General features: G+C 66.8%; 21 protein-coding genes. 16 read left to right on the forward strand and 5 right to left on the reverse strand.

Going from position 1 to position 24,664, the window contains the following annotated elements; translation table 11 throughout:
* Positions 1 to 7: 7 nt before the first annotated feature.
* From IB275_RS12650 to IB275_RS12670, 5 genes are all read left to right on the forward strand, one after another.
* The gene (locus IB275_RS12650; protein WP_081516844.1) at positions 8 to 1,060 is read left to right on the forward strand and encodes a beta-keto acid cleavage family enzyme; all 1,053 of its coding nucleotides are present in this window, start codon (positions 8 to 10) and stop codon (positions 1,058 to 1,060) included.
* 90 nt (positions 1,061 to 1,150) lie between these two features.
* Positions 1,151 to 2,440 carry an MFS transporter gene (locus IB275_RS12655; RefSeq protein WP_192295258.1) on the forward strand — a complete coding sequence of 430 codons (1,290 nt, stop codon included), beginning with the start codon at positions 1,151 to 1,153 and terminating at the stop codon, positions 2,438 to 2,440.
* On the forward strand, positions 2,440 to 3,105 hold the full coding sequence (locus tag IB275_RS12660; protein WP_192295259.1) for a DsbA family protein: 666 nt from the start codon (positions 2,440 to 2,442) through the stop codon (positions 3,103 to 3,105). The genes IB275_RS12655 and IB275_RS12660 overlap by 1 nt, the downstream gene beginning before the upstream one ends.
* Complete coding sequence (locus tag IB275_RS12665; RefSeq protein WP_192295260.1) at positions 3,102 to 3,428, forward strand: Rieske (2Fe-2S) protein; 327 nt, start codon at positions 3,102 to 3,104, stop codon at positions 3,426 to 3,428. Before IB275_RS12660 ends, IB275_RS12665 begins: the two co-directional genes overlap by 4 nt.
* The gene (locus IB275_RS12670; protein ID WP_192295261.1) at positions 3,425 to 4,435 is read left to right on the forward strand and encodes a YeiH family protein; all 1,011 of its coding nucleotides are present in this window, start codon (positions 3,425 to 3,427) and stop codon (positions 4,433 to 4,435) included. Before IB275_RS12665 ends, IB275_RS12670 begins: the two co-directional genes overlap by 4 nt.
* A 329-nt stretch (positions 4,436 to 4,764) precedes the next feature.
* Here IB275_RS12670 and IB275_RS12675 read toward each other — a convergent pair whose 3' ends face one another.
* Positions 4,765 to 5,769, reverse strand: coding sequence for an AraC family transcriptional regulator (locus IB275_RS12675; protein WP_081516849.1), 1,005 nt, complete (start codon positions 5,767 to 5,769; stop codon positions 4,765 to 4,767).
* Positions 5,770 to 6,144: 375 nt separating this feature from the next.
* On the opposite strand from IB275_RS12675, the gene IB275_RS12680 reads away from it, so the two are divergent.
* The 5 genes from IB275_RS12680 (at position 6,145) to IB275_RS12700 (ending at position 13,737) form a co-directional block, all read left to right on the forward strand.
* A complete protein-coding gene (locus IB275_RS12680; RefSeq protein WP_225601687.1) occupies positions 6,145 to 6,678 on the forward strand; it encodes an RBBP9/YdeN family alpha/beta hydrolase in 534 nt (177 codons plus the stop codon).
* Between the two features lie 147 nt (positions 6,679 to 6,825).
* Positions 6,826 to 8,664 carry a DUF1302 domain-containing protein gene (locus IB275_RS12685; RefSeq protein WP_192295262.1) on the forward strand — a complete coding sequence of 613 codons (1,839 nt, stop codon included), beginning with the start codon at positions 6,826 to 6,828 and terminating at the stop codon, positions 8,662 to 8,664.
* A gap of 41 nt (positions 8,665 to 8,705) precedes the next feature.
* A complete protein-coding gene (locus tag IB275_RS12690; protein ID WP_151186768.1) occupies positions 8,706 to 10,064 on the forward strand; it encodes a DUF1329 domain-containing protein in 1,359 nt (452 codons plus the stop codon).
* Between the two features lie 101 nt (positions 10,065 to 10,165).
* On the forward strand, positions 10,166 to 11,242 hold the full coding sequence (locus IB275_RS12695) for a WD40/YVTN/BNR-like repeat-containing protein (protein ID WP_192295263.1): 1,077 nt from the start codon (positions 10,166 to 10,168) through the stop codon (positions 11,240 to 11,242).
* Positions 11,243 to 11,301: 59 nt separating this feature from the next.
* A complete protein-coding gene (locus IB275_RS12700; protein ID WP_192295264.1) occupies positions 11,302 to 13,737 on the forward strand; it encodes an efflux RND transporter permease subunit in 2,436 nt (811 codons plus the stop codon).
* Between the two features lie 270 nt (positions 13,738 to 14,007).
* Here IB275_RS12700 and IB275_RS12705 read toward each other — a convergent pair whose 3' ends face one another.
* Complete coding sequence (locus IB275_RS12705; protein ID WP_081516854.1) at positions 14,008 to 14,901, reverse strand: LysR substrate-binding domain-containing protein; 894 nt, start codon at positions 14,899 to 14,901, stop codon at positions 14,008 to 14,010.
* Positions 14,902 to 15,054: 153 nt separating this feature from the next.
* Between IB275_RS12705 and IB275_RS12710 the strand changes: the two genes are divergently transcribed.
* The 6 genes from IB275_RS12710 (at position 15,055) to IB275_RS12735 (ending at position 21,512) form a co-directional block, all read left to right on the forward strand.
* Positions 15,055 to 16,143 carry an ABC transporter ATP-binding protein gene (locus tag IB275_RS12710; protein WP_192295265.1) on the forward strand — a complete coding sequence of 363 codons (1,089 nt, stop codon included), beginning with the start codon at positions 15,055 to 15,057 and terminating at the stop codon, positions 16,141 to 16,143.
* Between the two features lie 39 nt (positions 16,144 to 16,182).
* Positions 16,183 to 17,316 (forward strand): ABC transporter substrate-binding protein, encoded by a 1,134-nt coding sequence (locus IB275_RS12715; RefSeq protein ID WP_192295266.1) that lies wholly within the window; start codon positions 16,183 to 16,185, stop codon positions 17,314 to 17,316.
* Position 17,317: 1 nt separating this feature from the next.
* Positions 17,318 to 18,169: an ABC transporter permease gene (locus tag IB275_RS12720; RefSeq protein WP_192295267.1), complete on the forward strand. Its 852-nt coding sequence runs from the start codon at positions 17,318 to 17,320 to the stop codon at positions 18,167 to 18,169.
* Positions 18,166 to 19,002, forward strand: coding sequence for an ABC transporter permease (locus tag IB275_RS12725; RefSeq protein ID WP_318652562.1), 837 nt, complete (start codon positions 18,166 to 18,168; stop codon positions 19,000 to 19,002). Before IB275_RS12720 ends, IB275_RS12725 begins: the two co-directional genes overlap by 4 nt.
* A gap of 88 nt (positions 19,003 to 19,090) precedes the next feature.
* The gene (locus IB275_RS12730) at positions 19,091 to 20,242 is read left to right on the forward strand and encodes a M24 family metallopeptidase (RefSeq protein WP_192295268.1); all 1,152 of its coding nucleotides are present in this window, start codon (positions 19,091 to 19,093) and stop codon (positions 20,240 to 20,242) included.
* A 175-nt stretch (positions 20,243 to 20,417) separates the two neighbouring features.
* A complete protein-coding gene (locus tag IB275_RS12735; RefSeq protein WP_192295269.1) occupies positions 20,418 to 21,512 on the forward strand; it encodes an arginase family protein in 1,095 nt (364 codons plus the stop codon).
* Positions 21,513 to 21,768: 256 nt separating this feature from the next.
* Here IB275_RS12735 and IB275_RS12740 read toward each other — a convergent pair whose 3' ends face one another.
* From IB275_RS12740 to IB275_RS12750, 3 genes are all read right to left on the reverse strand, one after another.
* Entirely contained in the window at positions 21,769 to 22,593 is an 825-nt protein-coding gene (locus IB275_RS12740) for a lytic transglycosylase domain-containing protein (RefSeq protein ID WP_192295270.1), read from the reverse strand.
* A 287-nt stretch (positions 22,594 to 22,880) separates the two neighbouring features.
* Positions 22,881 to 23,240 (reverse strand): cupin domain-containing protein, encoded by a 360-nt coding sequence (locus tag IB275_RS12745; protein WP_192295271.1) that lies wholly within the window; start codon positions 23,238 to 23,240, stop codon positions 22,881 to 22,883.
* An 11-nt stretch (positions 23,241 to 23,251) separates the two neighbouring features.
* Positions 23,252 to 24,637 carry an NAD(P)/FAD-dependent oxidoreductase gene (locus IB275_RS12750; protein WP_192295272.1) on the reverse strand — a complete coding sequence of 462 codons (1,386 nt, stop codon included), beginning with the start codon at positions 24,635 to 24,637 and terminating at the stop codon, positions 23,252 to 23,254.
* Between the last annotated feature and the right edge of the window lie 27 nt (positions 24,638 to 24,664).

Here is a 24,664-nt window from a genome sequence, read left to right on the forward strand (position 1 = left end):
GACCGACATGCAATTCTTCGACGATTCGCTGCACCCCGAGAACCAGGACAAGGTGGTCATCACCACGGCTCCCTACGGCCCCGAATGGATGCCCGAGGACTTCCCCGAAGACATCCCGGTGACCATGGACGAGCAGGTCCAGAAGGCCGTTGACTGCTACGAGGCCGGCGCCACCGTGCTGCACCTGCATGTGCGCGAGCTGGATGGCAAGGGCTCCAAGCGCCTGTCCAAGTTCAACGAGCTGATCGCCGGCGTGCGCGAAGCCGTGCCGGACATGATCATCCAGGTCGGCGGCTCGATTTCCTTCGCCCCGGAAAGCGACGGCGAAGCGGCCAAGTGGCTGTCCGACGACACCCGTCACATGCTCGCCGAGCTGACCCCCAAGCCCGACCAGGTGACGGTGGCGATCAACACCACCCAGATGAACATCATGGAGCTGCTCTATCCGGAGTACCTGAAAGGTACCTCCCTGGAGAACCCGCTCTACCAGGCGGCCTACAGCGAGATGACCGTGCCGGCCGGTCCGGCCTGGGTCGAGGAGCACCTGAAGCGCCTGCAGGCTGCCGGCATCCAGCCGCACTTTCAGCTGACCGGCATGCATGCCCTGGAAACCCTCGAGCGCCTGGTGCGCAAGGGCGTCTACAAGGGCCCGCTGAACCTGACCTGGATTGGCATCGGCGGCGGCTTCGACGGCCCCAACCCGTTCAACTTCATGAACTTCGTGCACCGCGCACCGGACGGCGCCACCGTCACCGCCGAGTCGCTGCTCAAGAACGTCCTGCCGTTCAACATGATGGCGATGGCCATGGGGCTGCACCCGCGTTGCGGCATCGAGGACACCATCATTGGCCAGCACGGCCAGCGCATGACCTCGGTGGAGCAGATCCAGCAGTGCGTCCGCGTCGCCCATGAGCTGGGCCGCGAGGTCGCCAGTGGCAAGGAAGCACGCGCCATCTACAAGATCGGCGTGCAGTACGACAGCGTGGAAGAAACCCTGCGCATGAACGGCATGGCGCCCAACCGCCAGCCGGGCCAGAAGTCCGTTCCGCTTCGCGCGTGACAGGCTCCGTGGCGCGGTCTGCCAGTACCGCGCCACGGCTTTTATCCCAGAACAACAAGAATCCATTGACCCACCTGGAGAGCTAGCACCATGGCCATCCACTCCGTCGCCCTGGGCGACATCCCTGCCACCGTGCACAGCGTGCCGCGCCGCTATGCCTGGGTGGTGTTCGCTCTGACCTTCGGCCTGCTGATCTCCGATTACATGTCGCGTCAGGTGCTCAATGCCGTCTTCCCGCTGCTCAAGGTCGAATGGGCCCTGAGCGATGCGCAGCTGGGCCTGCTCAGCGGCATCGTCGCGGTGATGGTCGGCCTGCTGACTTTCCCGCTCTCGCTGCTCGCCGACCGCTGGGGGCGCGTACGCAGCCTGGCGCTGATGGCCATGCTGTGGAGCCTCGCAACGCTTGGCTGCGCCGTGGCTGAGACCTTCCCGCAGATGTTCGCCGCGCGCTTCTTCGTCGGCGTCGGCGAGGCCGCCTACGGCAGCGTCGGTATCGCCGTGGTCATCTCGGTATTCCCGGCGCACCTGCGCGCCACCCTGACCGGCGCCTTCATGGCCGGCGGCATGTTCGGCTCGGTGCTCGGCATGGGCCTGGGCGGCGTGCTCGCCGCGCACCTGGGCTGGCGCTGGGCCTTCGCCGGCATGGCGCTGTTCGGCCTGCTGCTGGCGCTGCTATACCCGCTGGTGGTGAGCGAGAAACGCATCGCCCCGGTGGCCGCCGCCGAGGCGCCACGCCAGACCGGCGGGCGCTCGCTGCGCAGCCTGTTCGGCAGCCGCTCGGTGATCGCCGCCTACCTGGGCAGCGGCCTGCAGCTGTTCGTCGCCGCCGCGGTGATGGTGTGGATTCCCAGCTACCTGAACCGCTACTACCACCTGGACACCGGCAAGGCCGGGATGATCTCCGCGGTGATCGTACTGGTCGGCGGCAGCGGCATGGTGCTCTGCGGCATCCTCTGCGACCGCCTGGGCCGCAGCAACCCGCCGCGCAAGATCATCCTCGCCATCGGCTTTTGCCTGGCCAGCTGCCTGCTGCTGTCGGTGGCCTTCCACCTGCCGCCGGGCACTGCGCAGCTGAGCCTGATCGCCCTCGGCATGCTGGTCGCGGCCGGTACCTCCGGGCCGTCCGGCGCCATGGTCGCCAACCTCACTGCACCGGCCGTGCATGGCACCGCCTTCGCCACCCTGACCCTGGCCAACAACCTGCTGGGCCTGGCGCCCGGCCCGCTGCTCACCGGTGTGCTGGCCGACCGCATCGGCCTGGACCGTGCCTTCCAGCTCATCCCCTTGCTGAGCATTCTCGCCGCGCTGGTCTTCCTCTACGCCCGGCGCCACTACCACAGCGATATCCGCCGCCTGCGCGGTGAAGAGGAGGGCGCCTGATGCCGACTCTCAACCTGGACATGACCTTCGACTTCATCTGCCCCTGGTGCCTGATCGGCAAGCGCAACCTCGACGTCGCGTTGCGCCTGCTGGCGCGCCAGCGTCCGGAACTGGACGTGCGGGTGAACTGGCTCGGCCTGCAGCTGCTGCCGCAGATTTCCATGGAAGGCGAACCCTTCGCCGAGTTCTACCAGCGCCGCCTGGGCGGCAAGCGCGCCGTGCGTGCGCGGATGGGTGAAGTGCGCCGTGCGGCCGAGGGCGCCAGGGTCGACCTGGACCTCGAACGCATCCTCACCATGCCCAACACCACCTATGCCCACCGGGTGTTCCAGCGTGCGGTACACGTGGGCAGTGAAAACCAGAAGGAACAGCTCCTGGAGATGATCTTCCGCGCGCACTTCCAGCTGGGCCAGGACATCGGCAACCGCGATACCCTCTGCCGCCTGCTGCGTGCCTGCGATTTCAACGTGGCCGACTTCGACGACGCCCTGGCCGACGGTGCGCGCCAGTTCATCGGCCGCCGCGTGGCCCTGGCCGATTCCAGCGTGCCGATGTTCCTCCTCGAAGGCCGCGCCTTCGCCCTCGGCGGGCAGAGCCCCGAGCAGCTGCTGGCGGCCCTCCATCGAGCGATTGATCGACAGCACCCCGAGGCGATCCCGGCATGAGCTGCTCGATCCGTATTCCCGCCGACCGCCTGCCGGCGCGCGGCAGCCGCAGCCTGGTGCATCACGAGAAGGGCATCATCCTGCTGTTCGATATCGACGGCGAACTGCATGCCATCGACGACCGCTGCCCCCATGCCGGCGCCTCGCTGTTCAGCGGCCGCCTGGACGGCCGCTGGCTGCAGTGCCCGGCCCACGGCCTGCGCTTCGACCTGGCTACAGGCTGCCCGGCGGGCATCAAGGGCTTCGGCCTGCAGCGCTACGAGATCGAATGGCGCGCCAGCGAGTGCTACGTGGTGCTGGCCCGGCAGGAGGTGCCGGCATGACCACGCTGACCCTTTCCGCCCTCGGCACCCGCAGCCGCACCCTGCTGCCGGGCCTGCTGGTCAGCGCCATGGTGGCGGCCGCCGCGACCTTCCTCTCCGAGCATTACGGCGCGCCGGTGATGCTCTTCGCGCTGCTGCTCGGCCTGGCGATGAACTTCCTTTCGGCCGACAGCGTGTGCAAGGCCGGCATCGAGTTCACTGCCCGCGAAATCCTCCGCCTGGGCGTGGCGCTGCTGGGCATCCGCATCACTTTCGGGCAGATCGCCGAGCTGGGTTGGCAGCCGGTGATCATGGTAGTCGTGCTGGTGACGGTGACCATCCTGGTCTCCATCGCCGCAGCCCGCGCCATGGGCTTCAACTTCCTCTTCGGCCTGCTCACCGGCGGCGCCACAGCCATCTGCGGGGCTTCGGCGGCGCTGGCGCTGGCGGCGGCGTTGCCGGCACACACGCAGAAGGAAAAAGCCACGCTGTTCACCGTGCTTGGCGTCTCGGCGCTGTCGACCCTGGCGATGATCCTCTACCCGATGATCGTCAAGTCGCTGGGCCTGCCGCCGTTGCAGGCGGGGATCTTCCTCGGCGGCACCATCCACGACGTGGCCCAGGTGGTCGGCGCCGGCTACAGCATCTCCAAGGAAGTCGGTGACAGCGCCACGGTGGTCAAGCTGATGCGCGTGGCGATGCTGCTGCCGGTGATCCTCTGCGCGGCGATGATCACCCGCGCCCGCGGTGTGGAACCGGGCGAGCAGCGTCCGCCGCTGCTGCCGTGGTTCGCCGTGGGCTTCGTGCTGCTGGCGGCGGTGAACAGCACCGGCTGGCTGCCGCCCTTGGTGCAGCAGGCGGGTGGCAAGCTGTCGCAGTGGTGCCTGGTGATCGCCATCGCGGCGCTGGGCATGAAGACCCAGTTGCGGGCACTAGCGACGGTGGGGATCAAGCCGATCCTGCTGATGCTGGGGGAGACCGCGTTCCTTGCAGTGCTGGTGCTGGGGATGTTGAAGTTCGCGGGTTGAGCCGACCGGGTCGTAGGACGCATTACGCGTCAGCGCTATCCACCGACGTGGTATCGGCGGATAACCCGTTCCGGGTTATGCACCCTACGTACAGGCATCGGCTCTGGCTCTGGATTTTGATGTCTTACAGAGAAACATCCGCCCGCTCCGGAGTCCCCCTTCGCAGCGAGCCCCTGAAACTGCGCTTCAACGAGGCCTCCTGAACGGGGCGTTCGGTGCGTGCGGCGGTTTCAGTGGAAGTCTTCAGCGCCAAGAGCAGGAGCGTGGCTGACCTGTAGGAGTGGGCCACGCCCGCGATCCGCCGGCAGGGCCGGCGCATCCGGAAATGATCACTCCGTCTCCCGCCCCAGATGCTCCTTGCGCCACGCCGCCGGCGACACGCCGAACTGCACCGCGAACCAGCGGGTGAAGGAACTGGGCATCGAGTACCCCAGCAGGTCGGCGATGCGCCCCAGCGAATAGCGCGGGTTCTCCATGTAGCGCAACACCAGCTCACGGCGGACCTCGTTGATCAGGTCGGAGAAGGTCACGCCGTTGTCCTCCAGTCGGCGTTGCAGCGTACGCACGTTCAGCCCCAGCGACTGGGCGATCTGTTCGATGGTCGCGCGCCCCATGGGCAGCAGCAGGTAGATGGACTTGCGCACCTCGTTCAGGGTGCTGCCGTCGGTCGCGCCGGGCAGGGAGTCGACGAAGCTGCGTGCATGCCGCGCCATGGCCGGATCGGCCATGGGGTTGGCGGCGTCGAGGTCGGCGGCGGGGATGACGATGCCGTTGAACTCGCTGCCGAATTCGATCTTGCAACCGAACACCCGGCGATGCACCTGCATGTCCGCCGGGGCGTCGTGGCTGAAGTTCACGCTCACCGGTCGCCAGTGCGGGCCGAGGAGGGCGGCGCAGAGGCGGTAGAGCGTGCCAAGGGCCAGCTCCAGGCCCTGGCGCATGGGCATCGGCGGCACGGTGAGGAGCTCTTCGCGCAGGATCGCCAGCTTGCCTTCCTGGTCGATGTACAGGGCCAGGGATTCGTTGAGCAGGTGGCGGTAGCGAATGATGGTGTCGATGGCCTCGCGCAGTGTCGCCTGGTGTGACAGCAGCAGGCTGATCACGCCGAAGTCGGCGAGCTGGCGCGATTCGGCCATGCGCAGGCCGAAGGTCTCGCAGCCGCTGATGCGCGCCGATTCCTCCAGCAGGGTCACCGCCGTGGCAACGGGGATGCGCTGCTCCGGGTGCTCGAGCATGGACTGGGACAGGCCCACCGCGCTCAACTGCTGATGGGGGTTGAGGCCCAGGTGGCGGGCCACTTCCAGGTAGTTGGTGAGGGCCGCAATGCGAACCATTGGGGTCATGCCGATCGCCTTCTTGTTCTTGTGGTTGCTCCGTGCCGAAGGGGTCCGTGGACGCCCTGTGGCCGGAGTGCACGCTGGCTGGGTCGATGACGTCAGATTCTAGCGACAGCTGTTACCAATCGTGTACGAAAGTTCTCACTTCGGCCAGTGCCTGCGGCGCTCTGGAATGCACCGTACGTCCCGGTACGCCCGCCACGCGTGGAGTCGGCGGGACAGCAGGCTGGCCGGGGCCTGTCATCAAATGCGAAGTGCCTGACGCTCAATGCAAAGCACCTTCACCGGTGCACCTCTACTGTCTGTCCAACAAGTTCGAAATCACCCAAAGGTGAACCGGTGAGCAACAACAAGACTTCCACCACCGTCCTCATGGTCCCCGGCTTGCGCGACCACGTCGCCGAGCACTGGCAGACCCTGCTTGAGCAGCGCCTGCCCAATGTGCGCAGCGTACCGCCGCTGACCGAGAACAAGCTGGACCTGAATGCCCGCATCGAAGCCATCCAGCGCGAGCTGGAAAGCATCGACGGCGAGGTGATCCTGGTCGCCCACAGTGCCGGTGTACTGATGGTCGCTCACTGGGCGGCACGCTACAGCCGGCCGATCAAGGGCGCGCTGCTGGCTACTCCGCCGGATCTGGACGGTGACTGGCCGGCGCACTACCCCAAGCCTGCAGTCCTGGCCGAGATGGGCTGGTCGCCGCTGCCGCTGGAGCCGCTGCCGTTCCCCACGCTGGTGGCCTGCAGCGACAACGACCCGCTGGCGAGCCCAGAGGCAGTCCAGCGCATGGCCCGCCACTGGCGCGCCAGCCTGGTGGAACTGGGGCGGGTCGGCCACCTCAACCCCGCTTCGGGATTCGGCGACTGGCCAGAGGCCGAGGCGCTGATCCAGATGCTGGATAGCTGATTCACCCAGGCAACTCACTCAACCAAGCAACCCCCGGTTCCGGCGCTCGCGCCGGGGCAGGCCCTCCTGCGCCCTGGCGCGGGAAAAAAGGGGCTGCGGGACGGGCCCGGAAAGCGTCCCGACCACAACAAGAAACGGAGCACACGAATGCATCATCAGAGCAACCCCCTGCAACGCTGCCTGCTGGCGACCGCAGTCCTCGCCGCCATGGCCGGCCAACCGCTGCAGGCCTTCGAGCTGGACACCGGCAACCCGGACTTTTCGATCCGCTTCGACAATACCGTCAAGCTCAGCTACGGGCAGCGCGTCGAGTCGCCCAACAGCAAGATCGCCGGCACCGCCAACACCAACGACGGCGACCGCAACTTCTCCTCCGGCACCCCGGTGACCCAGCGTTTCGACCTGCTCAGCGAACTGGACTTCGTCTACCGCGACAGCATGGGCTTCCGCCTGTCCGCCGCCGGCTGGTACGACCACGCCTACGATGATGTCGGCTCCGACAACCCGTTCCCCGGCCAGAAGGGCAACGCCGGCCATCTGGTCAGCCGCAACGGCACGGTGATCGCCCCGCGTGGCGCGCAGCCGGCCACCCACGGCCTGAGCAACTTCGCCGACCGCTACTACAACGGCCCGTCCGGTGAACTGCTTGATGCCTTCGTCTTCGCCAGCCACCAGGTCGGCGACGACATGCAGCTCAGCGGCAAGCTCGGTCGCCACACCATCTACTGGGGCGAGACCCTGTTCAGCGCCGCCAACGGCATCAACTACGGCCAGTCGGCCCTGGACCTGGGCAAGCTGTACAACGTGCCGGGCACCGAGGCGAAAGAGCTGTTCATGCCGCGCAACCAGCTGTCCGCCTCGCTGACCGTCAATCCCGAGCTGACCCTGGCCGCACAGTACTTCCTCGAGTTCGAAAACTCGCGCTTCCCCGAAGGCGGCACCTACATGGGCCCCTACGACATGCTCAACGACGGCGGCAACGTCTTCTGGCTGCCACTGCCTGCACAGAACGCCTTCTACGGCGCGCCGCGCGGCCATGACCGCGAGCCGGACAACACCGGCGACTTTGGCCTGATGGCCAAGTGGAGCCCGGAATGGCTCGACGGAACCCTGGGCTTCTACTACCGCAATACCTCCGACACCCTGCCGGCGGTACTGGTGAATGCGCCGAACCTGCACAAGCCCGGCCTGGCCGGCCTGCAGGGGATGAACTACGTCACCGCCTACGCCGACGACATCGACATCTATGGCATCAGCCTGTCCAAGGAAATCGGCGGTGTGAGCGTCGGCATGGACCTCAACTACCGCGAGAACATGCCGCTGGCGAGCAACTTCACCACGGTCAACTCCACGCTCTATGCAGCCTCCAAGCGCGGCGCGGTCAACGGCGCCAACCTGATCGGCGAGATGCCCAGCGATGGCGACACTGGCCTTGCCCGCGGCAAGACCTTCCACGTCGTGCTCAACGGCCTGGTGACCTTCGGCGCCACCCCGCTGTGGGACGCCTCGTCGCTGGCCGTGGAAGGCACCCTGACGCACCTGATCGACGTCACCGAAGGCGAGCAGACCTTCAAGGGCGACTCCAGCTACCGCGGTGTCGACAAGGTCACCACCAACGCCTACGCCATGTCCGCCAACTTCACCCCGACCTGGTACCAGGCCTTCCCGGGCGTCGATCTGTCCATGCCCATGGCCTACAACGTCGGCCTGCACGGCAACTCGGCGGTGCAGCTGGGCGGCAACGAAGACGCCGGCAGCTACTCGGTCGGCGTGGCCGCGGACTTCCACCAGAAATACCGCCTGGACCTGAAATACGTCGACGCCTTCGGCCCCTTCGATACCTGTGAGAGCGGCCGCGACAACAACACCCCCGGCGCCAACGGTCAGTACCAGTGCATCCCCGGCCAGATCACCTCGCAAGGCGGCCTCGCGCCCCTGCTGAAGGACCGCGGCATGGTTACCGCTTCCCTGAAGGCTACCTTCTGATTTCACCCCAGGCTTCGCTCCCGAAGCAGGAGAAAAACAGCATGAACTTCAAGCCCACCCTGATCGCCACCGCCCTCGGCCTGACCCTCTGCGGTCTGGCCCAGGCCGCCGTTTCCCCGCAGGACGCCGCCCAGCTGGGCAGCACCCTGACCCTGGTCGGCGCCGAGAAAGCCGCCAGCAGCGATGGCGCGATTCCCGCCTATGCCGGTGGCCTGACCACTGCCCCGGCCAGCTTCAAGGCCGGCGACAGCATGCGTCCGGACCCGTTCGCCAGCGACAAGCCGGTGCTGGTGATCGACGGCAAGAACGTCGACCAGTACAAGAACCAGTTGTCGGCCACCACCGTCGAGCTGGCCAAGCGTTATCCGACCTTCCGCGTCGACGTCTACCCGACCCACCGCAGCGCCGCGCTGCCGGACACCGTGCTGGAGAACAGCAAAAAGAACGCCGTCACCGCGCAGTCCCTGGAAGGCGGCACCGCCATCGACAACGCCTTGCCGGGCGTGCCGTTCCCGATTCCGAAGACCGGCGCCGAGGCGATGTGGAACTTCCTGCTGCGCTACCAGGGCGTGAACATCAAGGCCAAGTACGACTCCTGGAACGTCGATGCCTCCGGCAGCGCCAACCTCGCCACTACCGGCCAGGCCTTCATCAACTACCCGGTGTACGAAGACCTCACCCAGCCGGTGAAGGGCTCCGAGGTCTACTACCAGATGAAGCTGTACTACAGCGGCCCGGCCCGCCGCGCCGGCGAGGCGATGATGCTCAAGGACGCCGCCAACCCGCTGCAGCAGCCGCGCCGCGCCTGGCAGTACCTGCCCGGCCAGCGCCGCGTGAAGCTGGCACCGAACCTGGCCTATGACACCCCGAACCCCGGCATGGCCGGCGCCGGCACCTACGACGACGTGTTCGTCTTCAACGGTGCGCTGGACCGCTATGACTGGAAGCTGGTGGGCAAGCAGGAAATGATCGTGCCCTACAACACCTACCGCCTGACCTACGCCAGCGACATCAAGCCGGTGGTCACGCCCAACCACCTGTCGCCGGACTATGTGCGCTGGGAGAAGCACCGCGTGTGGGTCGTCGAAGGCACCCTGAAGTCCGGCGCGCGGCACATCTACGCCAAGCGTCGCTTCTACCTCGATGAAGACAGCTGGGTGGCCGTGGCCTCTGACCAGTACGACGCCCGTGGCCAACTCTATCGCGGCTCCTTCGCCTTCCTCAGCCAGAGCTACGACAAGCGCATCCCGGACGCCACGCCGTTCATGATCTACGACCTGACTGCCGGCTCCTACAACATCAACGGCGTCGTCGGCCCGTACGGCGGCATCAGCTACATCGACCCGCTGGCCAAGACCCAGTGGTCCCCCGAGGCGCTGGCCGGTAGCGGCATTCGCTGACCCGGGACGCGGCGGCCCGGCTTGATGCCAGGCGGGGTCGCCGCGGCTCCTGCAGCGAATGCTGCCGGAAAAGATGCGAAGAGAGTTGCGAGGAAAGCACCATGCAGATCCCCTTCAAGCGCCTGATGCTCCTTGGCGCCTTGCTTCTGGCGGGCGGCGCTCAAGCCGGCGAGAAGGCCGACACGTTCGTCGACGTGCTCGACCAGCCGGCGCCCCACAGCGCCGTTCCCTGCCGCGCGCCGCTGCTGGCCGTCACCCGCGTCGACAAGCGCCTGGTGAGCGTTGGCCAGCGCGGCCACATCCTCTATTCCGATGACGGCGGCACCAGCTGGCTGCAGGCCGAGGTGCCGGTCAGCTCCGACCTCACCGCCGTGCGCTTCCCCACGCCGCAGGACGGTTGGGCGGTGGGCCACGACGGGGTGGTGCTGCACAGCGCCGACGGCGGCAAGCACTGGGAGCGCCAGCTCGACGGCCGGCAGATCGGCCAGCTGATGCTCGACTACTACGCCGCCCACCCGCAGCCGGACAACGCCACCTGGCTGGACCAGGCGCGCCGGTACCAGGAGGAGGGCGCCGACAAGCCGTTCCTCGACCTGTGGTTCCGCGACGCGAAGGAAGGCTTCGTGGTCGGCGCCTTCAACCTGATCCTGCACACCAGTGACGGCGGGCGTACGTGGGAGCCCTGGAACCACCGCATCGACAACCCGCAGGCACTGCACCTGACCGCCATGGCGGCCAGCGGTGATGACCTGTTCGTCGTCGGCGAGCAGGGCCTGCTGTTGCGCCTTTCCCATCAACAGGAGGGCCAACAGCAGCGCTTCGTCGCCCTGCAGTCGCCCTACGCCGGCAGCTTCTTCGGTGTGGTCGCGCGGCCGGGCCTGGTGTTCGCCTACGGCCTGCGCGGCCACGCGATCCGCAGCCTCGACGGCGGCGAAAGCTGGAAAACCGTGGACACGGGCCTGCCGGTCAGCCTGACCGCCGCCAGCTTCGACGCCAACGGCCGGCTGTACCTGTTCAGCCAGGCCGGCCAGGGCCTGGTCAGCGATGACAGCGGCGCGAGCTTCAAAGCCCTGGACCTGGCCGAGCGACTGCCTGTCAGCGGCGCCGTGGCCGGCCCCGGCCGCCTGCTGCTGGTCGGCGCTCGCGGCGTACGCGAGAACGCGATGCCGGTGCGCTGAGCGCACCGGTGTTTCACCCGTTCAAGAACCATAAGAACAAGAGATAGAGAGACAGCCTCATGGTCGACCTGAAGCAAGGCGAGATGCCTGTAGTCCGCGAACTGCGGGACTTTGACACCCACAGCGGCAACCTGCTGGAGCGCCTGGTGTTCAACCACCGCGCGCTGTTCATCGCCCTGATCGCGCTGGTCACCCTGGTGCTGGGCTACATGGCCGTGACGCGTCTGGAGATGCGTCCGGCCTTCGAGAAGATGATCCCGCACAGCGATCCCTATATCCGCAATTACCTGGACAACCGCGCCGCGCTGCGCGGCCTGGGCAACTCGGTGCGGGTGGTGGTGGAGAACCCCAACGGCGACATCTTCGACCCGGCCTATATCGACAGCCTGCGGCAGATCAGCGACCAGCTGTTCCTCAGCCACGGCGTCGACCGTGCCTGGATGAAATCGCTGTGGTCGCCGGCGGTGCGCTGGACCGAGGTCACCGAGGAAGGCTTCCAGGGCGGCCCGGTGATGCCCGACGGCTACGACGGCAAACCCGAGTCCATTGCTCAGCTGCGCCAGAACATCGCCCGCGCCGGCATCGTCGGCAGCCTGGTGGGCAACGACTTCCGTTCGAGCATGCTGGTGGTGCCGCTGCTGGACCGCGACTCGGCCACCGGCAAGGGCATCGACTACCGCGAATTCTCCCGCGCCCTCGACGACCTGCGCCTGAAGTACGAGTACCTGGGTGACGCCCGCGCCTTCGCCGCCGGCGAGGAGGGCAAGGGCCCGGTGCGCCTGCACGTGATCGGCTTCGCCAAGCTGGTGGGCGACCTGATCGACGGCCTGGTGCGGGTGATGTTGTTCTTCGGCCTGGCGGTGGTCACCGCCTTCGTCATCATCTTCTTCTACACCCGCTGCCTGCGCAGCAGTCTGCTGGTGATCGGCTGCTCGCTGCTGGCGGTGGTCTGGCAGCTCGGGCTGGTGGCCTGGCTGGGCTACGCGCTGGATCCGTATTCGATCCTGGTGCCGTTCCTGATCTTCGCCATCGGCGTGTCCCACGCCACCCAGAAGATGAACGGCATCATGCAGGACATCGGCCGTGGCACCCACAAGCAGGTGGCCGCGCGTAACACCTTCCGCCGCCTGTTCCTGGCCGGCGTCACCGCGCTGCTGTCGGACGCCGTGGGTTTCGCCGTGCTGATGCTGATCGACATCCCGGTGATCCAGGACCTGGCCATCGCCGCCAGCATCGGCGTGGCGGTGCTGATCTTCACCTCGCTGCTGATGATGCCGGTGGCGCTGTCCTACGTCGGCGTCAGCCCGAAGGCCGCAGCGCGTGCCCTGCGCGAGGATCGCCAGGTGGACCAGCATGCCGGCCTGGGCAAGCTGTGGGACCTGCTGGACCGCTTCACCGAGCGCCGCTGGGCCAGCATCACCCTGATCATCGCCGCGCTGCTGGGTGCCGGTGGGCTGATGGTCAGCCAGCACCTGCAGATCGGCGACCTCGACGCCGGCGCTCCGGAGCTGCGCGCCGACTCGCGCTACAACCGTGACAACGCCTACATCACCAGCCACTACGCACTCTCCAGCGACCTCTTCGCGGTGATGGTGAAGACCGCGCCGGAAGGCTGCCTGAACTACCGCACGCTGATCCTCGCCGACCGCCTGGGCTGGGCGCTGCAACAGCACGAAGGCGTGCAGGCGACCACTTCGCTGGTCACCGCGGTACGGCAGATCACCGCCGGCACCTACGAGGGAAACCCCAAGTTCGCCAGCCTGCAGCGCAACCAGGACGTGCTCAACTACGCCGCCCAGCAGGCCTCGGTGAACACCCCGGAGCTGTTCAACACCGAATGCTCGCTGATGCCGGTGATCGCCTTCCTCAAGGACCACAAGGCGCAGACCCTCGATGAAGTGGCCGGCATCGCCGAGAGCTTCGCCCGCGCCAACAGCACGCCGGACCGCCAGTTCCTGCTGGCCGCCGGCAGCGCCGGGATCGAGGCGGCGACCAACCGCGTGGTGCGCGAGGCCAACCACCGCATGCTGTTCTACGTCTACGCAGCGGTGGGCATCTTCTGCCTGATCACCTTCCGCAGCTGGCGCGCGACCCTGGTGGCGCTGCTGCCGCTGGTGCTCACCTCGATCCTCTGCGAGGCGCTGATGGTGATGATGGGCATTGGCGTGAAGGTCGCCACGCTGCCGGTGATCGCGCTGGGCGTGGGGATCGGGGTGGACTACGCGTTGTACCTGCTCAGCGTGCAGCTACAGATGCAACGCGCCGGGTTGCCGTTGTCGGTGGCTTACAAGCAGGCCGTGGCTTTCACCGGCAAGGTCGTCGCGCTGGTCGGCGTGACCCTGGCGGCGGGCGTCATCACCTGGGCCTGGTCGCCGATCAAGTTCCAGGCCGACATGGGGATTCTGCTGACCTTCATGTTCCTGTGGAACATGCTCGGAGCGCTGATCCTGATTCCGGCGTTGTCACACTTCCTGCTGGGCGGGAAGAAGCTCTGAGCCAGCCCTGGGCGCGCCCACCGTCGCGCTCAGGTGCCCCCGTAGGGTGCATAACCCGGAACGGGTTATCCGCCGCTCCCACGACGGCGGATAACGCTGGCGCGTTATCCGCCCTACGGTCCTAAAGAAGCAACAGGCAAGCCTCGAACGTAGGATGGGTGGAGCGCAGCGATACCCATGCTGTCGCCGTACGGAATCGATGGGTATCGCTGCGCTCCACGCCATCCTACGAGGTGTTCCTCCGGACGCTTCTGTGAAAGACGAGATCCCTCAGTCAAAAGCCGGAATCGCCTCCAGCTCATGCAGCAGCCAGTCGGCGAACTCCCGCGCCAGCGCCTGGTTGCCATGGGGAGGGATGATCAGGAAGTAGGGGTGGGGCGCCGGGAAGTCGATGTCGAACAGGCGCACCAACCGTCCCTGATGCAGCTCCTCGCCGGCGAGGATGTGGTCGCTGATGGTCACGCCGCCGCCGGCCAGGGCGGCGCGGATGGTCAGGTAGGCGTCGGGCAGGAAGACGTTCTGCCGTGCCTGCAGGCCGGGCACGCCAGCAGCGAGGAAGTAGCGGCTCCAGTCGAAGCCGTCGTCCTCATGCAGCAGCACCTGGCGCGCCAGGTCGCGGGGTTTGCGCAGGTGTTCCTGGGTGTTGAGCAGGCGCGGGCTGCACACCGGGAAGTAGCGGATATCTCCCAGTGCGGCGAAGCGCTGGCCTTCGATGTGCGTCTCGCCAAAGGAAATCACCATGTCTACCTGGCCCAGGTCGCTGCTCATTGGCAGCAGGTGCAGGGCGACCTCCTGGTAGTTGCGCAGGAATTTCTCCAGCAGCGATGACACCCGTGCCAAGAGTGCCGGGGCGCAGGCGATGCGCAGTTCGCCGGCGGGCTCTTCGGTGGGCAGCGCGCGGCGGATGTCGCGCAGCTGGTCGAACGCACTGCTGATCTGCTGGCTCAGCTGGCGCCCCGCCGGGGTCAGCTTGACGCCCTTGCCCTGGCGCTCCACCAGCGCCATGCCCAGTTCTTCCTCGAGCTTCTTCACCTGGTGGCTGACCGCCCCGTGGGTGACGTGCAACTCCAGCGCCGCACGGCTGATGCTGCCCTGGCGGACCAGCGCCTCGAAAGCGCGCAGGGCGATGAGCGAGGGCATGCGAAACGCACTGTTCTGACGCATGAAGGACCTTCTTTCGTGAATTTGACTAACGATTCAGACGGAAATCTATTGAATTGTCGTTAGTTAAATTTGCACAGAAGATGGCCTCAAGCCAATACCCAAACGGCCCCAAGCCAACACCGATCAACAAGAAAAAACGGCTGGAGATCCGCCATGCAGCATTTCGTCGACTTGCTCGGCCTGGGCAAGCGCTACGGCAACCTGCAGGTCCTGAGCGACCTCAGCCTGAGCATCCGCCAGGGCGAATTCCTCACGCTGCTGGGCCCATCCGGCTCGGGCAAGAGCACCACGCTGATGATGCTCGCCGGCTTCGTCGAACCCAGCGAAGGGCGCATCGAGCAGGACGGCCGCGACATCACCCACCTGTCCCCCGACCAGCGCGAATTCGGCGTGGTGTTCCAGGGCTACGCGCTGTTCCCGCACATGAGCGTGGCGCAGAACGTCGCTTACCCGCTGCGTATCCGCAAGGTGCCGGGTGCGGAGATCGAGCGCCGGGTCGCCGAGGTGCTGGAACGCGTTGGCCTCGCCGGCATGGGCGAGCGCGGCATCAGCCAGCTCTCTGGCGGCCAGCAGCAGCGCGTGGCGCTGGCGCGGGCGCTGGTGTTCAAGCCGAAATTGCTGCTGCTCGACGAGCCGCTGTCTGCCCTCGACCGCCGCCTGCGCCAGGAGATGCAAGGCGAGCTGGCGCGCATGCACAAGGACTTCGGCACGACGTTCGTCTTCGTCACCCACGACCAGGAAGAAGCCCTGGCTCTGTCCGACCGCATCGCCGTGTTCAACAAGGGCCGCCTGGAACAGGTCGGCACCCCGCGCGAGGTCTACGAGCGCCCGGCCAGCCGTTTCGTCGCCAACTTCCTCGGCGACACCAACCTGCTGGAGGTCGGCGTGGTGCGGCACGAGGCCGGAGCCACGCTCTGCGATTTCCGTGGCCAGCACCTGCGCGTGGCCAATACGCCCAATGCCGGCCAGGGCGGAAAGAGCGGCAAGAGCTGGCTGGCGGTGCGCCCGGAACACATCGACCTGCGCCCGCTGCAGGACGCCGGCCGCGACAACGGGCTATGCGCCACCGCGGGTCCTGCGACCTACCAGGGCGCCCACGTCAATCTCGAACTGACCCTGGAGCAGGGCGATCGCCTCGACCTGCGCCTGCCGGTGTCGCACCCGCTGCTGGGCAGCCTGCGCGGCGGCCAGCGCTACTGGTGCAGCTGGTCGCCGCAGCACTGCCACCTGTTGTCCGCCTGACAAACCCATAACGAAAACAAACGATCGGGGAGCAATCACATGAGCGACTCTGTAAAAGCAGGCCAAGGCTTCATCGAAGACGCCATCGAAATCGCCGCCCAGAAGGGCGAGCGCGCCGGCATCAGCCGCCGCGATTTCAACCGCAGCCTGCTGCTGCTCGCCGCCGCCAGTGCGCTGCCGTTCGGCGCCGGCGGCCGGGCCTTCGCAGCCGGCGGCAACCTGGTGCTGGCCAACTGGGGCGGTGATGCGGTGCCGGCCTTCGAGAAGAGCTTCGGCGGCTTCGACCAGGCTTCCGGGCTGACCCTCAAAGTCGACGGCAGCGGCCCCACCGAGGGCGCGCTGAAGACCCAGGTGAGCAGCGGCGCGGTGCGCTGGGACGTGTGCGACGGCGAGATGTATTCGTCCTACCGGCTGGGCAAGGACAAGTTCCTCACCCCCATCGACTTCGGCATCGTCGACAGATCACTGATCGGCTACGGCGACGTGCATGACTTCGGCCTCGCCAACTACACCTACAGCTACGTGATCGGCTACGACCACGAGCAGTTCGGCAAGAACCCGCCCAAGTCCTGGGCCGACTTCTGGGACGTGAAGAAGTACCCGGGCAAGCGCACCCTCTACAAGTGGATGAGCGCCAACCTCGAATGCGCGCTGCTGGCCGATGGCGTGCCGCCGGAACAGCTCTACCCGCTGGACGTGGACCGCGCGCTGCGCAAGATCGAGGAGCTGCTGCCGCACATCGCCACCCACTGGTCCACCGGCGCCGAGTCGCAGCAGCTGATCCGCGATGGCGAGGTGAGCATGGCGCAGATGTGGCACACCCGCGCCGAACTGGTGAAGAACGACACCGCCGGCAAGATCGACTGGAGCTTCGACGGCGGCATCGTCTCGCCCTCGGTATGGATGGTGCCCAAGGGCAACCCGGCCGGCGCCAAGGCGGCCATGGACTTCATCGCCTACGCGCTGCGCCCCGAGGTGCAGGCCAAGCTCATGGAGGTCTACAACATGGGCCCGGTGAACCTTGCGGCCAACGACCTGCTCAGCGCCCAGCTGCAGGCGATCAACCCCACTGCACCGGACAACCTGAAGAAGCAGGTGTCGCTGAACAACAAGTGGCACGCCGAGCACTACGGCGAAACCCTGGAGCGCTACCTCGCGCTGATCGGTGGCTGAGATGCGACGTTTCGCACCGGGCGTGCTGCCGGTCTACGGCCTGCTGATCCTGCCCCTGCCTGTGCTCGTCGTAGTCGGCTACCTGTTGCCGACCCTCGGCGTGCTCGGCTGGAGCTTCAGCCTGCCGGAGTGGGGCACGCAGAACTATGCGGCCATCGCCGACAACGCCAACCTGCAGGCAGTGATCTGGCGCACCCTGCGCATCTGCCTGCTGACCACCGCGATCAGCGTCGCCATCGCCTACCTGATCGCCTACCGCTGGCGCTTCGCGACGCCGCGCGGCCGGCAGCTGATCGAGCTGTTCGTGCTGCTGCCGTTCTGGCTGTCGATGCTGATCCGTGCCTTCGCCTGGCTGGTGCTGCTGCGCAACGGTGGGCTGGTCAGCCAGGGCCTGATGGCCACCGGCTGGTTCGACGCGCCGCCGCCGCTGGTGCGCAACGAACTGGGCGCGCTGATCGGCATGGTGCACTTCATGGTGCCGTATGCGGTGCTGCCGCTGCTGTCTTCGCTGAAGCAGGTGGACGACAGCCTGCTGCGCGCTTCCAGCAGCCTGGGTGCGAGCCACTGGCAGACGCTCAAGGACGTCTTCATCCCGCTGACCTTGCCGGGCGTGGTCGCCGCGTCCGCCATCGTCTTCGTGTTCAGCCTCGGCTGCTTCGTCACCCCGGCGCTGCTGGGCGGCGGCAAGGCCGCGATGCTCGCCGAGTACATCTACGTGCAGATGTTCCAGCTCTCCAACTGGGGCCTGGGTGCGGCGCTGAGCATTGTGCTGATGCTGCTGGTGGTGGGCTGCGCGTTGCTGTTCGGACAACTCATCGGCTACCGCCGCCTGCTCGGGAGGACTGAGCTGTGACTCCGCAGGGAACCTATCTCTCCGCCATGCCGGTGAAAAAGCCGCAGCTGCCAAGCCCGGCGCTGGGGCGCTGGCTGTCCTGGACCGCGCTGGTGCTGTCCGCGCTGTTCCTGCTGCTGCCGATCCTGGTGATCGTGCCGCTGTCGTTCGGCAACCAGCGCTACCTGGCCTTCCCGGACGGCGGCTGGTCGCTGCGCCACTACGCAACGCTGTTCGACGGCGCGTGGCTGCTGTCGATCCTGCAGAGCCTGGGCCTGGCGCTGGTGGTCGGTGCGCTGTCCACGGCGCTGGCCTTCCTGTTTGCCACCGGCATCTGGCTGCAGCGGCGCTTCCGCACCGCGCTGACGCTGATCGTGCTGCTGCCGATGATCGTCCCGCAGGTGGTCTCGGCGATGTCGATCTATTACCTCGACGCGCGCCTGGGCATCCTCGACAACCTGCTGGGCGTCGGCTTCGGCCACCTGCTGATGGCGCTGCCGTACTCGGTGATCGCCATGCTGGTGGCCTACGCGCGGCTCGACCTGAGCCTGTACAAGGCCTCGCGCTCGCTCGGAGCCGGGCTCTGGCCGACGCTCTGGCACGTGCTGCTGCCCAACGTGCGCGGCGGCATTCTCGGCGGCTTCTTCATGGGCTTCGTGATGAGCTGGGAAGAAGTCGTGGTGACCCTGTTCACCAGCGGCCTGAACGTGGTGACGCTGCCCAAGCGCATCTGGGACGGCCTGCGCTACAACCTCGACCCGGCGATCGCCGCCGTGTCCACGCTGATGATCGTCCTCACCCTGGCGGTGATGCTGCTACGCATGTACCTGGAGCGACAGCGACCGCCGTCCTGATCCACCCCGACTCACATCCGGTCGCCGCGCTGGCGACCCCAACCACTCTGTAGCAAAGCACCTGCCTGTCCCTGAGGAGGGAATCCCCATGCTTACCGCTTTCCCCGCGCGCACCTACCGTCAACGCGTCGAAGCCGTCAAACGCCGCATGGCCGATCGTGGCCTGGATGCCCTGGTGGTCAACTACCCGGACAACATCAACTACCTGACCGGCTTCGACAGCCTGGGCTTCCTCTGGTACCAGGCGCTGATCATCTCGCCGAAGCTGGCGGAGCCTGTGTTCCTCACCCGCACCAGCGAGGAGCCCTGCACCTGGGAGCTGTCGTGCATCAACGAGGCGATCTTCTATGACATCGCCAAGCAGGACCCGCTGAAGATCGTCGCCGACGTGCTCGCCCAGGCCGGCCTGTCCCAGGCGCGCATCGGCCTGGAAATGACCGCCTCGACCTTCTCCCCGGCGCAGTACAACGCGCTGCTGGGCTACATGCCCGAAGCCCGTTTCGAAGACGCCGGCCCGCTGGTCGCCGAGAACCGCCTGATCAAGACAGCCGAGGAAATCGAGTACCAGCGCAGCGCCGCACGCATGGCCGACCAGGGCATGCTGGCCGCCTTCGAAGCGCTGCGTCCGGGCATCTCCGAGGTGGAAGTTGCGGGCATCGTCGCCAACGCCCTGGGCCGCGCCGGCAGCGAGTACTCGGCGATCAGCCCGATGTGCGCCACCGGCCGTCGCAGCACCATGACCCACGCGATGCCGCACCGTCAGACCATCAGCCATGGCGACGTGGTGATTCTTGAACACGCCGGCGTGTGCAACCGCTACCACGCGATCCTCATGCGCACCGCGGTGATCGGCAAACCCAGCCCGCGGGTGAAGGAAGTGGCGACCCTGCTCACCGAGGCCTTCAACGCCGCCATCGACATCGCCAAGCCGGGCACCCCGGTGGGCGAGGCCAACCGCGTGTGCAACCAGATCCTCGCCCGCATCGACCTGTCGCGTACCCGCGTACACCGCATCGGCTACAGCCTGGGCCTGGCCTACCCGCCGACCTGGCTGGAAGCGATGATGGTGGACGAGGCCGACGACCACGTGTTCCAGCCGAACATGTCGTTCTCCATCGAGCCCAATCTGTCCTTGTACAACGAAGGCTTCGGCATCAAGCTCGGCGACACCGTGCTGTGCGGCGAGAAGGGTTCGGCGAGCCTGTCGGAGATACCGCCGGAACTCACCATCATCGACTGATACGGGCTCGCCTTCAGCCGTATAACGTCGTTGGGCGGCCTTGCCGTGCTAAAGCACTGTCTTCGGCCGCCCGCCTGGTTCTCCAGCTGAATGCAAACCCGTATGAACCTGATTGAAGCGTGTATGCGCCTGCGGGCGCAGTGATGAAGTCCGAGGGTTTCTGATGAGTCACACGATGGATATTTTCTGGCACGACGACGTGCTGCGCCACGACACCGCCGCTGGCGTGTTCGAGGCGCCGCCCAGCGACCTGCTGGCCGAGCAGTTGCTGCACCCGGAGAGCAACCCCCGGCTGCTCAACATGCGCGCCATCCTCCAGCGCGGGCCGGTCGCCGGCTCGTTGAACTGGCACGAAGGCCGACATGCCAGCGAAGAGGAACTGCTGCGCTTCCACGATGCCGATTACCTGCGCGGCATCTTCGCGGCGGACGCCCAGGGCAAGCGTTTCAGCAGCACCACGCTGATGTCCGCCGGCAGTCTCGCCGGCCTGCTGGCCGCCGCCGGCACCAGCCTGCTGGCGCTGGAAAGCGTGCTGGCGACCGGCAACCCGGCCATGGCCCTGGTGCGCCCGCCGGGCCACCACGCTGCGCCGGCCATGGCCGACGGCTACTGCTTCTTCAACAACGTCGGGGTTGCCGCGCGCGCCGCGCAGGCGGCGGGGCTGGAGCGGGTGGCCATCGTCGACTGGGACGTGCACCACGGCAACGGCACCCAGGAAGGTTTCTACGACGATCCTTCGGTATTCACCGTGTCCCTGCACATGGACCACGGCGCCTGGGGGCCAAGCCACCCGCAGAGCGGTGCGGCCGATGAGCGCGGCTACGGCGCGGGGCTGGGCAGCAACCTCAACCTGCCGCTGCCCATGGGCTCGGGCGACCAGCTCTACGAGATGGTTTTCAGCCGCTTCGTCGAGCCGGCGCTGCGCGCCTTCAAGCCGGACCTGCTGATCATCGCCAACGGCCTGGACGCCTCGCAGTTCGACCCCAACGGTCGCCAGCTGGTGACCATGCAGGGCTTCAACCGCCTGGCCCGCCGCGCGCGTGCGCTGGCCGACGAGCTCTGCCAGGGGCGCCTGCTGGTGGTGCAGGAGGGCGGCTACAACCCGGCCTACAGCGCCTATTGCCTGCATGCCGCGACAGAAGGCTTCCTTGGCCAGCCGTCCACGCTGCCCGACCCGCTGGCGTACATGCCGGAACCGGCCGCGCGGGTGGAAGCCGACCTCGCCGCGCTGGACACGCGGCTGGCGACGGCGGGATGGAAGTTCGCCTGAGCCTCCGGCGCGCCCAGTTCGCGCCGGGCTGACCGCCTTCTGCGGCGGATAACGCGCCAGCGTTATCCGCCGCAGAAGGCCCGGCGGATAACCTGTTCCAGGTCATGCGCCCTACGAGTCGGGCCGGCATGCCGCTGCGCTCTTTGTAGGATGGGTGGAGCGCAGCGATACCCATGCGGATGGCGCAGGAAACTGATGGGTATCGCTGCGCTCCACGCCATCCTACGAACTCTCTCTGACCTCGACATTCAACTGGCTAGCGATGATTGCGATAGCGCTCGGTCAGGGACTGCACGCGGGCGACGTAGGTTTGCGTCTCGGCGTAGGGCGGTATTCCGTTGTACTTGTCGACGGTCATTTCACCGGCGTTGTAGCTGGCCAGCGCCAGCCGCTGATTGCCGTTGAAGCGCTTGAGCAGCCAGGCCAGGTAGCGCACGCCGCCACGGATGTTCTGCCGCGCATCGAAGGGGTTGCTGACATTGAAACGCTCAGCGGTGTCGGGCATCAACTGCATCAGACCCTGGGCGCCGGCGATGGAAATCGCGTTGGGCTGGAACGCCGATTCGGCATGGATCACCGCACGGACCAATGCCTGGTCGACGCCGTAGCGCGTCGAGGCCGACTCGATTTCCCTCCGGTAGGAGCGAGTGTCCAGGCGCAGGTTGGCGACGTTGAAATCCTTCGGCGCCATGCACAGGTAGCAGCCCTTGATGTAATACACATCGATCACATCGACCCGCGCCGAGATCCCGACCGGGCGACGGCTCACGTACTGGCGAACGCCCTTGTGGACGAAGGTGTACACCCGAACCCGCCCTGCGCCCGGCTCGTCCCCGCGCTCGGTCGCTGGCGAGGCTTTCGACCTGGCACCGGCAGTCGCGCCCGACTTGCTGGTCTGGCTTGTCTTACCGTTCTGAGGCGTGCAGCGCGCGCCGGCAACGGCGTGGCTGGTATGGCTGACGGTCCCGTCGCGGGCCTGGCATTTGAACAGGGCGTTGGCGTAGAACGGAGCGGCCAGCAGCGCCAGTCCGATGCAGCCAGGAAGGCTCCTGCGAGCCCATCGCCAGGTTCTGGAACTCATCAAACCGCTCCGCGCTGCAGGCGCCGATCAGGCCGGAGAAGCCTGATCCGGGTAAAGGGAAGAGCCATCAGGGGTGGTCTTGGTAGGGTTGAACCTGCCGACCTGCCGTTTCGTTTCGCTAGTTATAGCCCTTTCAAACGGCTGTGGAGCTTGGGGGGACGTACGGCTGGCTGCCGTACCAGGTTACGGTGCAGGTCCGCAGATTCGCGAGCAAGTTCGCTTCTACGCAGTGCGTGTGGCACCCCTTGTAGGAGCGAGCCTGCTCGCGAACACCTGCAACGCCGAACTCAACCGAGAATGAAATACACCTTGCGCACCGGCGTGAGGTTTTCCCAGGTGCCCTTGAATCCCGCCGCGACCACGAAGGAATCCCCCGGCCCGAAGGTCTTCGCCACGCCATCGGCGTCGGTCAGGCGCACGCTGCCTTCGAGGATGTGGCACAGCTCGTCGTAGTCGCACTCGCAGCGTTCCAGGTGCACGCCGGCTTCCCAGATACCGGCGATGGCGTTCTTTTCCGAGGCGCTGAAGTGCCGCCAGCTGCGGCTCTGGTACGGCGCATCGACGATCGCCGGGTCGTTGATCTCGCGCTCCTGCGGGGCGAGGTCGGGGTTGGCGAAATCGATGACGTGGCGGGGCAGGGTGGACATGAGGTTCTCCATCAGGAATCGAAACCGACGCCGAAGGCATCGAAGGTCTTGAGCAGCAGGTCGCGGCGGCCGGTGCGGTCTTCCTTGGCCAGCGAACGCTGGGCCAGGCGCACGCCGAGGTAGCGCAGCGGCTCAGGCGGGAAGGGGAAGGGCTTCTGCGAGGTCATGCGCAGTCGAGTGCGTTCAGTGCTTTCTCCGCCCAGCTGGTCGAGCATGTTCAGCGCAGCGAAGCGGCTGGCCGCCACGCCCTGGCCGGTGAAGCCCAGCGCATAGGCGACGCGCCCGCCGAGCACGCAGCCGGTGAACAGCGTGGTGCGCGCCGAGGTGTCGATGATGCCGCCCCAGGCATGGCTGAACTCAACCGGGCCGAGCTGCGGGAAGGCCTCGCGGAACTGTCCGGCCAGGCGCTGGAAGCTTTCCGGGCGCTGGGTCAGGGCCTCGTCGCGGCGGCTGCCAAAGTGATAGATGGCGTCGAAGCCGGCCCAGAGGATGCGGTTGTCGGCAGTCTTGCGCAGGTAGTGGAACTGGTTGCCGGCATCGGCGATGCCGTAGCGGTCGACCCAGCCGATGGCGCGCAGCTGGTCGTCGGTGAGCGGCTGGGTGACCAGCGAGTAGTCGTACACCGGGATCACGCTGGAGTTCAGGTGGTCGAGCAGCGGTGGTGCGATGTTGGTCGCCAGGGCGATCTGCCCGGCCTCCAGCTCGCCACGATCGCAGCGCAGCATCAGGCGATCGCCGCGCTGGTGCAGCTCGTGCACGGGAGTGTTCTCGAACAGCTCGATACCTTGCTCCAGGCATACCCGGCGCAGCTCGGCGGCCATCTTCGCCGGGTTGAGCAGCGCGTAGTTGGGCTCGAAAACGCCGGCCTTGTACATCGGCGAGTCGAGCTTCTGCGCCAGTTCCGCGCCTTCGAGCCACTCGCAGTCGATGCCGAAGCGCTGGTAGTTGCTCTGCATGCCGCGCAGGCCTTCGACCTGCCAGGGCTGCATGGCGACGCTGAGCTTGCCGCGGCGCTCGAACTCCACGTTCATGCCGAAGCGCTTCAGGTCCGCCTCGAACTCGTCGAGGTTCTGACGGCCCAGGCGTACCAGGGTTTCGGCTTCTTCCGGCCAGCGGCGAAGGGCATTGCCTACGCCGTGGGAAATACTCGGCGCGCAGAAGCCACCATTGCGCCCGCTGGCCTCGCCACCGCAGCGACGCGCCTCGACCACTGCGATGCTTGCGCCGGGCCAGCGCAGGCGCGCGTGCAGGGCGGTCCAGAGACCGGTGAAGCCGCCGCCGACCACCACCAGGTCGAAGCGGCGATCCGCTTCCAGAGCCGGTGCGGCGGGAGCGGGATCGAGAGTGTCGAGCCAGAAAGGTCGGGGAGTGGCGTGCGCAAGAAGGGCGGATGTCATCGGAAAACTCCGGCAGAATGTCGGAAG

It is taken from the genome of Pseudomonas sp. PDM21, from assembly GCF_014852505.2.
Taxonomy (GTDB): domain Bacteria; phylum Pseudomonadota; class Gammaproteobacteria; order Pseudomonadales; family Pseudomonadaceae; genus Pseudomonas.